This is a genomic window from Reyranella sp. (genome assembly GCF_017305915.1).
In the GTDB taxonomy this organism is placed as follows: Bacteria; Pseudomonadota; Alphaproteobacteria; order Reyranellales; family Reyranellaceae; genus Reyranella.
Map to the genome: position 1 here is coordinate 46,631 of NZ_JAFKJN010000006.1, position 12,652 is coordinate 59,282.

Here is a 12,652-nt window from a genome sequence, read left to right on the forward strand (position 1 = left end):
CTTCTGGGAGACTGACGAAGATGAAGATCAACAACATCGTCCGGTTCGGCAGCGTCGTCGCTGCCGCGCTCGGGCTCACGGCCGCGGGCATCGCCGCGATCGCCCAAGCCCAGACACCACCCGGTCCGCTGAAGATCGCCGTGATGGACGGCTTCTCCGGCGTCTACGGCGACCTCACCGCCGGCGAGGTCGAAGCCATGCAGATGGCCATCGAGGATGTCGGCGGCAAGGTCAACGGCCGCGCGGTCGAGATCCTGTCGGCCGACCACCAGACCAAGCCCGACATCGGCGCCGCGATCGCGCGCAAGTGGTACGACGTCGACGGTGTGAAGATGATCACCGGCCTCGGCACCTCGTCGGTGGCGCTGGCGGTGCGCAAGGTCAGCCAGGAGAAGGGCCTGATCGACATCAACACCGGCGCTGCGTCGAGCGATCTCACGGGGCCCGCGTGCTCCGAGACCGGCGCGCACTGGGTCTACGACACCTACTCGCTGGCCCACGTGACCGGCGAGGCGATGGTGAAGGCGGGCGGCGACAGCTGGTACTTCCTCACCGCCGACTACGCCTTCGGCCATGCGCTGGAACGCGACGTGTCGGAAGTCGTGAAGCAGGCTGGCGGCAAGGTGCTGGGCGCGGTGCGCCATCCGCTCAGCACGCAGGACTTCTCGTCCTTCCTGCTGCAGGCCCAGGCCTCCAAGGCCAAGGTGATCGGGCTGGCCAACGCCGGCCAGGATACCATCAACTCGATCAAGCAGGCGGGCGAGTTCGGCATCGTCAAGGGCGGCCAGAAGCTCGCGGGCCTGCTCGTGTTCGCGACCGACGTGCAGTCGCTCACCCTGCCGGTGGCGCAGGGCCTGGTGCTGACCGAGTCGTTCTACTGGGATCTCAACGACGAGACCCGCGCCTGGACCAAGCGCTATCGCGCCAAGAAGGACCGCCTGCCGTCGATGCTGACCGCCGGCGTCTACAGCTCGACCTTGCACTACCTCAAGGCCGTGCAGGCCGTGGGCTCCGCCGACGACGCCAAGAAGGTGATGGCCAAGATGCGCGAGATGCCGGTCAACGACGTCATGACCAAGAACGGCAAGCTGCGCGAGGACGGCCGCCTGGTGCGCGACATGCACCTGTTCCAGGTCAAGGCGCCGTCGGAGTCCAAGAGCAAGGACGACATCTACAAGCTGGTCGCCACCGTGCCCGGCGACAAGGCCTACCGTCCGATGAACGAAGGCAAGTGCCCGTTCGTGAAGTAGACGAGGAACCGATCCGGGAGAAGGGGCGCTGCAGCGCCCCTTTTTCTTGGCCTATTCGATCTTGATGTTGGCGGCCTTCACCACCTTGCGCCACGCCTCGATCTCGCTCTTGGTGAACGCCATCAGCCCCTCGGGCGTGGTGAAGCTGGGCCCGCCGGCCATGCTGTCGAGCTTGGCCGCGATCTCGGGCGCGCTACCGGCGGCGATGATGTCCTTGTTGAGCTTGAGCACGGTGTCGCGCGGCGTGCCCTTGGGCGCATAGAACGCCGACCAGGTGGTGAAGATCAGGTCCGGCATGCCGGCCTGCACAGCGCTCGGCACGCCCGGCATCTGCGGATAGGGCTCGGCCTGGGTCACGGCGAGCGCATCGGCCCAGCCCGAGTTCAGGATCATCTTGGCGCTGCCGACGTCGCAGACCATGAACGAGATGATGCCGTTGTTGAGGTCGGGCGCGGCGAGCTGGTTGTTCTTGTAGCCGACATAGACCGCATCGACCTTGGCCAGCATCTTGTAGAGCTCGCCCGCGACCCGCGCCGAGATCGCGCCGGCGCCATAATTGTGCTTGCCGGGCTCGGCCTGGAGCCTGGCGGTCAGCTCGGCCAGCGTCTTGATGCCGAGCTTCTTGGTCACCAGCACGCACATCGGCACCAGGCTCATGCGCGTCACCGGCTCGAAGTCGTTGATCGGATCGTACGACAGCTTGTCGTAGAGCACCGGATTGCCGGCATGGGTCATCGACGAGGTGGCGAGCAGGGTGTAGCCGTCCGGCTTGGCGTTCTTCACCGCCTCGGCGGCGATGATGCCGTTGCCGCCGCCCTTGTTGTCGACCAGCACCGTCTGGCCCCACATCTGAGTGAGCTTGTCGGCCATCACCCGCATGGTGACGTCGGTCGAGGCGCCGGGCGGGAACGGCACCACCAACGTGACGCGATTGGACGGAAAGCCGTCGGCCCGCGCGATCGCCGGCGCCGCCAAGGCCGCGCTCATCCCGGCGAGCGCGCCCCGGCGCCCGATCCTGCTCGTCATCGTTCTCTCCCCTTTGTTGCGCGGAGTATGTCGGCAGCTTCCCTTGCATGCCATCGGCGAGCCCTGTCTTATGTGCAGACAGGCCCGGCAAAAATGGGCCCTCGGGAGCGACGCTGCGTGACTGATCGGACCCGCCCGCTCAAGGGCGCCTGGGGCATGACCGCCCTGCTCTTCCTCTTCATGCTGGTCAATTTCGCCGACAAGACGGTCCTGCAGCTCACGGCCGTGCCGATCATGGAGGAGCTCAAGCTCAGCTACGAGCAGTTCGGCCTGCTCGGCTCCTCGTTCTTCTTCCTGTTCGCGGTTTCCGCCGTCGCGGTCGGCTTCATCGCCAACCGCGTGCCGTCGAAATGGACGCTGCTCGCCATGGCGGTCGTCTGGTCGCTGGTGCAGTTCCCGATGATCAGCATCGTCAGCTTCGAGATCCTGATGGCCTGCCGCATCGTGCTCGGCGCCGGCGAAGGCCCGGCGGCACCGATCGCCACCCACGCGATCTACAAGTGGTTCCCCGATTCGCTGCGCGCGCTGCCGACGGCGATCATCGCCCAGGGCTCGGCGTCATCGTCGCCGTGCCGGCACTGAACTACATCGTCATCCACTATTCCTGGCACTGGGCATTCGGCGCGCTCGGCATCGTCGGCCTGCTCTGGGCCGTGCTGTGGCTCTTCCTCGGCCGCGAGGGCACGCTGGTCGACACGCCCGTCGTCGCCGCGGGCTCGGGCGAGGAGCGCGTGCCCTATCGCTGTCTGCTCACCTGCCCGACCATCCTGGCCGCCTGCTTCGCGGGCTTCGCCAGCTATTGGGGCATCGCGCTCGGGCTGACCTGGTTCACCTCCTATCTGCGGACCGGCCTCGGCTATAGCCAGCAGGTCGGCGGCAATCTCAGCACCCTGCCCTGGCTGTTCGGTTTCATCGTCCTGATGATCGGCGGCTTCATCTCGCAGCGCATGAAGTCGAAGGGTGCATCGAGCCGCACCAGCCGCGGCGTGCTCGCGTGCGCCACCATGGTGGTCGGCGGCTGCACGCTGCCCTTCCTGCAACTGATGCCGACGCCGGGCGCCAAGGTCGCGTTGCTGGTGTTCGGCTCGGCGATCGGCAGCACGATCTACGTCGTCGTCCCGATGATCGTGAGCGAGCTCACGCCGCAGCCGCAGCGCGCCGCCATGCTGGCGATCTCGACGGCGATCGTGACGCTGTCAGGCGCCTTCGGCCCGTTCGTCATGGGCTGGGTGATCCAGCACGCCGCCACACCGCTGCAGGGCTACGAGCTCAGCTTCACCATCCTCGGTATCCTGCTGCTGGCCGGCGGCATCGTCGGCCTGCTGTTCATCCGCCCCGAAGCCGACCGCAAGCGCCTCGCCGCGCACGCGGTCGCCGACCCGTCGATCAAGGTGCAGCCCATCCGCGCCTGAGAAGGAGAGCCCCCATGAGCAGTCCGCTGTCGCGTCGTCCGGTCGTCGCTTCGCTCGCCGTGCTTCCCCTCGCCACCCGAACGGCCCGCGCCGAAGGCTCGGTCGGCATCGTCGAGACAAGGAAGTTCGTCGCCAGGGACTTCAAGCTGCAGGGCGGCGCCGTGCTGCCGGAAATGACCCTCGCCTACGAGACCTACGGCAAGCTGGCGCCGGACGGCCGCAACGCGGTGCTGCTGACGCACGGCTTCACCTCGAGCCATCACATGGCCGGCCTCACCATCGCCAACGGCGCCGAGGGCTCGTGGGACGGGCTGGTCGGCCCGGGCAAGGCGATCGACACCGACCGGCTGTTCGTCGTGTCGTCCAACATGCTGGGCTCGTCCTACGGCTCGACCAGCCCGGCCTTCAAGAACCCGGCGACCGGCAAGCCCTGGGGCCCCGACTTCCCCGACATCACGCTGGTCGACATCGTCGGCGCGCAGAAGGCGCTGCTCGACAGCCTCGGCGTCAAGCACCTGGTCGCGGTCGCCGGGCCGTCGTTCGGCGGCTACCAGACCTTCCAGTGGGGCGTCGCCTATCCGACGTTCATGGACGGGCTGGTCGCGGTGGTCAGCGCGCCCAAGGGCTCGGGTGGCGAGGCGGCGGTGGCGTCGCTGGTCGACCAGCTCGCCAAGGATCCCCACTGGAACGGCGGCCGGTACTACGACAACGGCGGCATCCAGGCGGTGCTGACCGACATGCGCATCGCCACCCTGAAGCGCTACGGCATCGACCAACAGCTCGCCGCGCAGTTCCCCGACAAGGCCGTGCGCGAGGCCGAGATCAAGAAGCGCGCCGAGACCTGGTCGAAGGTGTTCGACGGCAATTCGCTGGTGACCCTGCGCAAGGCGAGCGTGCGCTTCGACGCCGAGAAGGACCTGGCGAAGATCAAGGCCAAGGTCCTGTACGTGCTGTCGCGCACCGACAAGCTCTTCCCGCCCTCGATCGCGCCCGGCGTGATGGCCAAGCTCAAGAAGGCCGGCGTCACCGCCGACTACTACGAGATCGACAGCGACTTCGGCCACTCGGCCTCCGGCCTCGACGCCGCCAAGTGGGCGCCGCGGCTCACGACCTTCATGGCCGGGCTGGAGAAGCGCAGCTAGACCGTCCGGCCGCGTCCGGACGCGTCCGGGCGCGAATCCGGCCGATGGCCGGACACATCCGATGCCGATGCCATAAGGCTTTCTGGCGATTCGTCCGGAAATCCGGCCACCCCCTGATATCATTGATATCAATGATATCAGTTTCTCAACGGAACTGACGGTAGACGAAGGGCTGGGGCGCCGCGGCAGCCGCCTCGCCGAGAGCCGCCTCGACCAGCGTGTGGTCGGGGGACAGCGCGCAGACCGGATCGGTACGCGCGGCGTCGCCGGTCAGGGCCAGCGCCTGGCAGCGGCAGCCGCCCCAGTCGATCTCGCGCCGGTCGCATCCTCGGCAGGGTTCGGGCATCCAGTCGGTGCCGCGAAAGCGGTCGAAGGCATCCGAGCGGTACCAGATGTCGGCGAGGCTCTGCTTGCGCACCGACGGGAAGGAGAGGTCGGGGATGGTCTCGGCGGCGTGGCAGGGCACGACGGTGCCGGACGGCATGACATTCAGGAACTGCCGGCCCCAACCGTTCATGCAGCCCTTCGGTCGCACGCCGTAGTAGTCGGGCACGACATAGTCGATCGCCAGCACGCCCCTGAGCCGCTCGCGCGCCGCCTCGACGATCCGCGTCGCTTCATCGAGTTGCGCGCGGCTCGGCAGCAGCGCGGCGCGGTTCTCGAGCGCCCAGGCGTAGTACTGCACATGCGCGATCTCGACCCGGCGTGCGCCCAGCGCTTGCGCCATGTCGATCATCTCGGCGATGCCGTCGAGATTCTGGCGGTGCACGACCATGTTCAGCGTAAGCGGCAGGCCAGCAGCGCGCACGGCGGCGGCGAACTTCAGCTTGCGCTCGAACGCGCCGGCCAGACCGGCGATGCGATCGGCGTTGGCCGCTTCGTGGTCCTGGAAGCTGAGCTGCACGTGGCGCAGGCCGGCTTCGGCGAAGGCTGCGATCTCGCGCTCGCCGCCCAGCGCGCCCGAGGTGATGAGGTTGCTGTAGAGGCCGTGCGACGCCGCCTCGGCGATCAGCGTCCGAAGCTCGCGCCGCACCATCGGCTCGCCGCCCGAGAAATGGACCTGCAGGACGCCGAGCGCCGCCGCCTCGCGCAGCACGCGCTGCCACTCCTCGCCGCCGAGCTCACCCGACGCGCGCTCGAGCTCGACCGGGTTGGAGCAATAGGGGCAGGCGAGCGGACAGCGATGCGTCAGCTCCGCGAGCAGGGCGAGCGGCGGGTCAACGGCCGGCATCGGCAAGGCATCCCTTGTCCGCGAGGTCCTGCAGCATCTCGGCGACGTCGCCCGCAATCTCCTCGCGCGGGGCGTTGAAACGGGCCGCCAGCGTGTCGACGATGGCGGCAACGCTCGCCCTGCCGTCGACCAGCTTCAGGATCTCGACCGCCTGCTCGTCGGGCAGCATCAGCCGCTCGGGCGCCATCATGATCCAGCGCTGCCGCGTCTCGTCGAAGCGGAAGACGATGTGCGGCGCGAGCTTCAGGGTGCTCGCGCTGCCGACCATGAGGCGCTCGGTCATTTCGGCCCCATTACTTTGGGACGAAAGCGCCGGGCGGGATCAGGCCCGGCTCGACATAGGCGAGATAGAGCGCATCGAGCTGCGTCCACAGCACGTCGCACTTGAAGCGCAGCGCGGCCAGAACCTTCTCCTGGTCGGCGCGCGTCTTCGCCTCGGCCTTGACGTAGCGCAGCGCGAAGTCGACGTCCTGCGGCGCCTGGGTGAGCCGCGGCGTGAAGTAGGCCAGCGTCTCCTCGGTGACGAAATCGTAGTTCGCCAGCATGCCCTGCACGCGGTCGGCGATGATGCCGGGCGAGAACATCTCGGTCAGCGACGAGGCGATGCCCTCGAGGATCGGCTTGTCGCGCACGAAGTTCACATAGGCTTCGACGGCGAAGCGAGTGCCCGGCAGGATGCCCTCGGTCGATGCCACGTAGGTACGGTCGAGCCCGACGCCCTCGGCGAGCTTCAGCCAGCGCTCGATGCCGCCGGTGCCCTCGCGGTCGCCGTCATGGTCGATGATGCGGCGGCGCCATTCGCGGCGCAGCTCGGAGGTCGGCAGCTTGGTCAGGGCGTGCGCGTCCTTGATGGGGATCATCACCTGATAATAGTAGCGATTGAGCGCCCAGGCCTGGACCTGCGGCTTCGTCAATTTGCCGCCGTGCAGCAGCGCGTGGAACGGATGCAGGTGGTGGTAGCGCACCGCGCCGATCGCGCGCAGCTCGCCCTCCAATTCGTCGGGCGTGCGGAGGCGATCATTCATGGCGTAACCTCCATGCCGTCATAGGCGACCTCCCATCCTTCCTCGTCGAGCGCGCGGCGCTCGACCGAATCGTCGAGCAGGATCGGGTTGGAGTTGTTGATGTGCACCAGGATCTTGCGCGCGACCGGGATGTCGCGAAAGGCCGCGACCGTGCCGTCGGGGCCGCTGACGCTCATGTGCCCCATGCGCTGGCCGGTCTTGGGACCGAGGCCGGCACGCACCATCTCGTCGTCGCGCCACAGCGTGCCGTCGAACAGCACGATCGAGGCGCCGGCCAGGCGCCGCTTCAGGCCGTCGGTCATCGCCGCGCAGCCGGGTACGTAGATCAGGCGCTTGGCCGCCTTGTCGTCCATGGGGCGGATCTCGACCCCGACCGTGTCGCCTGCCTTGCCGGCCAGCTCCTGCGGCGACGAGCCGGTCTCGAGATAGAGCGCGACCTTGCCCGGCACGTCGAACAGCTCGATCGAAAGCCCGCAGCCGCTGCCATCGACATGGCGCGGCTCGAACGGCTGGCCGAGCGGCACCATCTCGCGGCGCACGCACTCGCCGGAGAGCACGTTGAAGATCGGGTTGGTCTTCAACACGCCCAGCACGCGGTCGCTGCCGTAGAGGGTGAAGGCCTGGCGTTCGCGCATGTGCAGGAGCCCCGCGATCGCATCGACATCGGCGCCCGTGAGGATCACGCCTTCGATCGGCGATGACCGCAGGTTGCGCTTGGGATGGAGGATCGCCTGCGCCTGGATCTGCTCGCGCAGGTCGGGCGAGGCGTTGATCAGGAACCAGCGCTCGCCGTCGCCGCTCACCGCCAGCGACGCCTGGGTGCGGTGCGGCGCACCGGGATCGCCGGCGCGGGCGCGACGGCAGGCTTCGGCGTTGGAGTTCCACTGGGGAAAGCCGCCGCCGGCAGCGGCCCCCAGCACAACGGCCCTCACCGCGGCCCCCTATCGATGGATAGAGCCGCAGAGAGGGCCGGAATGCAGCCTTTCGAGAGGCTTATTTCTTGAGGTCGGCGCAGGCGTAGGAGTTGATCTCCATGCCGACGGCGATCTCGACGATCCGTGGTTTCTTCCAAGCCATTGGCCTTCTCCTCCGAAAAGGATCGATGAGGATGCGGATGAACAACCGTAGGTGTCAAGGCTTACGGGCCAGATAAGCGGCGATGGTCTGGATGTCCTCGTCCTTCAGCGTGGCTGAGACCTCCATCATGGCGCCCAGCCCGCGACCGCGCCGTTCGGCGCCGCGGAAGTCCTTCATCGACTTCACGAGATAGTCGGCGCGCTGCCCGGCCAGCCGTGCGGTCTCGCCCTGCCCGGAGAAGTCCTCCTTGTGGCAGTTGTCGCAATGGCGCGGCTTGATCAGCGCCATGGCCTTGGCCTCCTCGACCGCCGGCCCGGTCTTGGCAGGCGGCGGCGGGGCCAGCGATTCGTAGTAGGCGCCGAGCTCGCGGATATGGTCGTCGGTCAGGGTCTTGACCACGGCCGACATGACGCCCGGCTTGCGCCCGCCGTCGCGCATGAAGACGAGCTGGTACTGGGTGAAGATGTTGGGCTGGCCGGCCAGCGACGGCGAACCCACCATCGGCGAGATGCCCTTCGAGCCGTGGCAGGCCACGCAGGTCTGGAGGACGGACTTGATGCCGGCCGGCGGATCGGCTGCCCGGGCGGCGGACGGCAGGGCCCAGGGCAGGACAACGGCAATCATCGCCGCAAACAGGAAACGCGCTTTGGCGGGCATGGTGCTCTACTGGAAGGATTGAACGCCGCCCGCGGGGTTCCCGCGGGCGGGTTAACGGACCGGCTACTTCGAGTAGCTGATCTGGTAGATCGCGCCGGTCTGGTCGTCGGCGACCAGCAGCGAGCCGTCGGGCGCCACCAGGATGTCGGCCGGCCGGCCGACGATCTTCTCGCCGTCGAGGAAGCCGCCCTGGGCGAACACCGTCTCCTTGGGGTTCTTGCCGTCGGGACCGACCGAGATGAAGACGATGCGGTAACCAGTCTTCTTGTGGCGGTTCCACGAGCCGTGCTCGGCGATGAAGATGCCGTTCTTGTACTCGGCCGGGAACTGGTTGCCGGTATAGAACTTCATGCCCAGCGGCGCGACGTGCGGGCCGAGCTTGACCACCGGCGCCGTGAACTCCGAGCACTTGTGGCCCATCGCGAACTTCGGATCCGGCGTGTCGCCCTGGTGGCAGTACGGATAGCCGAAATGCTCGCCGCGCCGCGAGACATGGTTGAGCTTGTCGCTCGGCATGTCGTCGCTCAGCCAGTCGCGGGCGTTCTCGGTGAACCACAGGTCGCCGGTGCGCGGATCGACGTCGCCGCCGACGCTGTTGCGCTGGCCGAGCGCCACCAGCTCGGCCGTGCCGTCGGCCGGATTGATCCGGCGATACTGCGCGGTGCTGGTCGGCGGCAGGCAGATGTTACAGGGCACGCCGACGGCCATGTAGAACCAGCCCTTGCCGTCCGGAACGATGTACTTCCAGCCGTGCGGCACATAGGGCGGGAAGTCGTCGTAGACGACCTTGCCTTCCGGCGCCTTGCTGAGGTCGGCCTCGGGGTTGTCGTACTTGTACAGCTTGTCGATGTCGCTGACGTAGAGCGCATTGTTCTGGAAGGCGACGCCGGTCGGCATGCGCAGGCCGGTGACGAAGGGTTTCGCGACCTTCTTGCCGCCCTCGTCGATGACGGCGCTCACCGTGCCCTTGTCGAAGGTGCCGACGAACAGCGTGCCCTTGGCGCCGAACGCCATCTGGCGCGCTTGCGGCACACCTTGCGCCCACACCTTGATCTTGAAGCCTGGCGGCAGCTTGACGTTGGCCAGCATCTTCTCGAGGTCGGCTTGCGACGACGGCAGCGGCTGGCCGGGGTTGGGTGCGAGGCCCTTCTGCTCCGCCGTCTCGTCGCCCAGGAACCAGTCGGCCGGCGGATTGAGCCAGAAATTCTTGTTGTTCGATTCGTACTTCTTGAGGTCTTGCGCCTGCACCGTGAGCGCGCCGCAGCCGAACGCCGCCGCGATCGCACCGACAAGGCACGCTTTGACTGCTTCTTGCCTTCTCATGGGTGTCTCCTCCTGTGACGGACAGGAGACGCATGGATTGTATTGTTGTCGGCGCGTTTACTGTCGGACGAGAAGGCTATGCCTCCTACCGAATCGGTCAAGCGACTATAGCGCTGACTGCATCAGCTATGCGCTCACGCAGCGCTAAACGGTCAGGTTGAAGGCGATCGAGATGCGCTCGGCGTTGCCGTAGTAGGGCCGCACCTGGTGGAAGACCCAGGACGGGAACATCACCATCTTGCCGGCCTTCGGACGGATGCGCTCGGTCGAGCCGGCCGACAGGTTGCCGGCGATGCGCAGATGCGGCGCGTTCATCAGCGGCACCGAACCGCGCGGGTCGAGGAACTCGAGCTCGCCGCCCAGCGACGGATCGGCGTCGATGCCGCCATCGTCGACGTAGTAGGTCCCGGACCAGTAGGAGCCGGGATGGGAATGGTACTCGTTGGCGTTGCCGGAGCGGTTGACGTTCGCCCACATGTTGCCGATCCAGGTCACGGCGAAGTGGCCGGGGTAAGGACCCTTGCCGACGTTCCCTTCCTGGTCGGTCGTCAACCGGTTGGCGACGTTGCGCGCATAGGCGAGCAGCTTGATCGCGGCCGTGCCGCCCCAGCGATCCATGTCCCAGCTCGACTGCCAGCCGCCCATGTTCGACCTGTGGGTGCTGGGATGAGTCTTCATCCGCTCCTCGATGGCGCGGCGCAATTCGACATTGAGCGCGGCCGCGTCCGGAAGTTCGAACACGACGAGCGGGGTCGCAAACAACGGCACTACTTCAGGCACATTATTCATAAGCGGCATTCATAAGCGGCGGGCACGCTACGGCACCGACGGGACCATGACCTGTGCAAAGTTCGCATGGCAGGTTGATGACCGCGCGTGTCACACGAACGTGGAAGCGTGGCAGCAAACAATCACGAAAGCGTGTGTCTGGATGTCAGCCTTTGACAGCCTTACCAACGCCCCTTCCGGCGATTCCAGGCGTAGAGCACATCGGCGAACCGATCATAGGCAAGGCGGGCAATCTGACGGATCACCGGCAAGCCGATCGTCCGTCCAAGCCACACGTCCCCGGGCGTTCTCAGCCAGATGGCCATGGCGCAATCGGCGCCGACATGCAGCCGGCCCGCGGCGTCTACGCCATGCAGCCGGCGCCGCACGTCCTCGATGTCGGCGCCGAAGCGCGACAGCGCGTCGGGCTCGAGAGCGATGTCGCGGAACTCGATCGCCCCGGCCCTGGCGGCGCGGACGAGCCGGCTGCGCTGCCATTCGATGCCCGCAGCGCAGACCGGGCATTTGGTATTGTACCAGACCGTGAGCTTCGAACCCGCTTCGGGGCTTTTCACGACTGCCCCTTCTTGCGTCGGGCGACGGCTTCACTGTCCTTGCGGAACGGGCGGGACCGCGGGCACACCTCCGCGAGGAAGTGCACGAGCGTGCCGGTGAGCGCGTCCTCCTTCAGCCCGTAGTGGACGTTCTGTCCCCGCTTCTCCCGCCACACCACGCCCGCGTTCTCGAGGATCGACAGATGCTTCGAGATCGCCGGCTGCGACATCATCTCGGCAAAGCGCTGGACGATCTCGCCGGCGGTCATGTCGGTCCTCGACAGATAGGCGAGGATTCGCCGGCGCGGCGCCGACGACAGCGCCTCGAAGACCTTGTCGACCGTCATCGCCCTTCCGCGCGCATCGGAACTCTCCTTGCCTATATAACTAATTAATTATACGATTTTCCGATGCTGGGCAAGGACGTCCGGAAGGCCGCGAGACCGGGCACCGCCGACGCGGCCGAGGTTGCGCGCTTCGATGCGCTCGCGGAGGAATGGTGGAGGCCGGACGGCGCGTTCAAGGTCGTCCACGCCTTCAATCGCGTCCGCGTGGCGCACCTCGTCGAGCGCCTGCCCGTCCTGCTGCGACGCCCCTTGGCGGACCTGAGGGTGATCGACGTCGGTTGCGGCGCGGGCCTGGTGTCGGAGCCTCTCTCCCGGACGGGGGCGGCGGTGATCGGCATCGATGCGGCCGAGCGCAACGTGCTGGTCGCCGAGCGGCACGCCCGGTCCACCGGAGCTGCCGTGGAATATCGCCATGCCCTGCCCGAGGAGCTTGCCGACCGGAGCGGCGCGTTCGACGTGGTGCTGTCGCTCGAAGTGGTCGAGCACGTCGGCGATCTACCGGCGTTTCTCGACGCCCTGGCCCGCCTGGTCGCACCGGGCGGGGTTCTCGTGATCGGCACGCTCAATCGCACCTTCCGTTCCTTCGTGAAAGCGATTGTCGGCGCGGAATACGTCCTGCGCTGGTTGCCGACCGGAACCCACGATTGGCGGAAGTTCGTCACGCCGCAGGAACTCGATGTCGGCCTGCGGCGGCACGGGTTCACGGTGCTGGAGCGCTGCGGCGTCGCGTTCAACCCGATGACACGGCGGTGGGCGATCAGCGGCGACGACAGCGCCACCTACCTGCAATTCCACCAGAGGTCCTAGAAACGCGCGCACCGGGATGCCTGTTGCGGCAGG

Annotated in this window: 16 protein-coding genes; 5 read left to right on the forward strand and 11 right to left on the reverse strand. The window is 67.2% G+C overall.

The genetic code is table 11. The annotated features are described in order from the left end of the window. Positions 1-20: 20 nt before the first annotated feature. The gene (locus tag J0J01_RS02250; RefSeq protein WP_296378526.1) at positions 21-1,250 is read left to right on the forward strand and encodes an ABC transporter substrate-binding protein; all 1,230 of its coding nucleotides are present in this window, start codon (positions 21-23) and stop codon (positions 1,248-1,250) included. 51 nt (positions 1,251-1,301) lie between these two features. Here J0J01_RS02250 and J0J01_RS02255 read toward each other — a convergent pair whose 3' ends face one another. Continuing rightward, positions 1,302-2,276: a tripartite tricarboxylate transporter substrate binding protein gene (locus J0J01_RS02255; RefSeq protein WP_296378527.1), complete on the reverse strand. Its 975-nt coding sequence runs from the start codon at positions 2,274-2,276 to the stop codon at positions 1,302-1,304. Between the two features lie 117 nt (positions 2,277-2,393). Here J0J01_RS02255 and J0J01_RS32675 point away from each other — a divergent pair, with 117 nt between their 5' ends. Genes J0J01_RS32675 through J0J01_RS02265 form a run of 3 tightly spaced genes read left to right on the forward strand, consistent with a single transcriptional unit; the run spans position 2,394 to position 4,830 of the window. After that, on the forward strand, positions 2,394-2,858 hold the full coding sequence (locus J0J01_RS32675; protein ID WP_365735684.1) for an MFS transporter: 465 nt from the start codon (positions 2,394-2,396) through the stop codon (positions 2,856-2,858). After that, positions 2,777-3,688, forward strand: a complete 912-nt coding sequence (locus J0J01_RS02260) for an MFS transporter (protein WP_365735687.1) — start codon at positions 2,777-2,779, stop codon at positions 3,686-3,688. Before J0J01_RS32675 ends, J0J01_RS02260 begins: the two co-directional genes overlap by 82 nt. Positions 3,689-3,702: 14 nt before the next feature. Beyond that, positions 3,703-4,830 (forward strand): alpha/beta fold hydrolase, encoded by a 1,128-nt coding sequence (locus J0J01_RS02265; RefSeq protein WP_296378528.1) that lies wholly within the window; start codon positions 3,703-3,705, stop codon positions 4,828-4,830. A 145-nt stretch (positions 4,831-4,975) separates the two neighbouring features. Here J0J01_RS02265 and pqqE read toward each other — a convergent pair whose 3' ends face one another. The 10 genes from pqqE to J0J01_RS02315 form a co-directional block, all read right to left on the reverse strand. Next, complete coding sequence (gene pqqE, locus J0J01_RS02270) at positions 4,976-6,061, reverse strand: pyrroloquinoline quinone biosynthesis protein PqqE (protein ID WP_296378529.1); 1,086 nt, start codon at positions 6,059-6,061, stop codon at positions 4,976-4,978. Next, positions 6,048-6,329, reverse strand: coding sequence for a pyrroloquinoline quinone biosynthesis peptide chaperone PqqD (gene pqqD, locus J0J01_RS02275; protein WP_296378791.1), 282 nt, complete (start codon positions 6,327-6,329; stop codon positions 6,048-6,050). Before pqqD ends, pqqE begins: the two co-directional genes overlap by 14 nt. Positions 6,330-6,354: 25 nt before the next feature. Beyond that, entirely contained in the window at positions 6,355-7,086 is a 732-nt protein-coding gene (pqqC, locus tag J0J01_RS02280) for a pyrroloquinoline-quinone synthase PqqC (RefSeq protein ID WP_296378530.1), read from the reverse strand. Further along, positions 7,083-8,018, reverse strand: a complete 936-nt coding sequence (gene pqqB / locus J0J01_RS02285) for a pyrroloquinoline quinone biosynthesis protein PqqB (RefSeq protein WP_296378531.1) — start codon at positions 8,016-8,018, stop codon at positions 7,083-7,085. Before pqqB ends, pqqC begins: the two co-directional genes overlap by 4 nt. A gap of 61 nt (positions 8,019-8,079) precedes the next feature. Then, entirely contained in the window at positions 8,080-8,163 is an 84-nt protein-coding gene (gene pqqA / locus J0J01_RS02290; protein WP_296378792.1) for a pyrroloquinoline quinone precursor peptide PqqA, read from the reverse strand. A gap of 54 nt (positions 8,164-8,217) precedes the next feature. Further along, complete coding sequence (locus tag J0J01_RS02295; protein WP_296378532.1) at positions 8,218-8,820, reverse strand: c-type cytochrome; 603 nt, start codon at positions 8,818-8,820, stop codon at positions 8,218-8,220. A gap of 63 nt (positions 8,821-8,883) precedes the next feature. Continuing rightward, the gene (locus J0J01_RS02300; RefSeq protein WP_296378533.1) at positions 8,884-10,143 is read right to left on the reverse strand and encodes a PQQ-dependent sugar dehydrogenase; all 1,260 of its coding nucleotides are present in this window, start codon (positions 10,141-10,143) and stop codon (positions 8,884-8,886) included. A 144-nt stretch (positions 10,144-10,287) separates the two neighbouring features. Continuing rightward, positions 10,288-10,941 carry a 2OG-Fe(II) oxygenase family protein gene (locus J0J01_RS02305; RefSeq protein WP_365735693.1) on the reverse strand — a complete coding sequence of 218 codons (654 nt, stop codon included), beginning with the start codon at positions 10,939-10,941 and terminating at the stop codon, positions 10,288-10,290. Positions 10,942-11,093: 152 nt separating this feature from the next. Further along, positions 11,094-11,486, reverse strand: a complete 393-nt coding sequence (locus J0J01_RS02310) for a DCC1-like thiol-disulfide oxidoreductase family protein (RefSeq protein WP_296378535.1) — start codon at positions 11,484-11,486, stop codon at positions 11,094-11,096. After that, a complete protein-coding gene (locus tag J0J01_RS02315) occupies positions 11,483-11,812 on the reverse strand; it encodes a metalloregulator ArsR/SmtB family transcription factor (RefSeq protein ID WP_296378536.1) in 330 nt (109 codons plus the stop codon). Before J0J01_RS02315 ends, J0J01_RS02310 begins: the two co-directional genes overlap by 4 nt. Positions 11,813-11,875: 63 nt before the next feature. Here J0J01_RS02315 and ubiG point away from each other — a divergent pair, with 63 nt between their 5' ends. Then, positions 11,876-12,619, forward strand: a complete 744-nt coding sequence (gene ubiG, locus J0J01_RS02320) for a bifunctional 2-polyprenyl-6-hydroxyphenol methylase/3-demethylubiquinol 3-O-methyltransferase UbiG (RefSeq protein ID WP_296378537.1) — start codon at positions 11,876-11,878, stop codon at positions 12,617-12,619. Positions 12,620-12,652 lie beyond the last annotated feature (33 nt).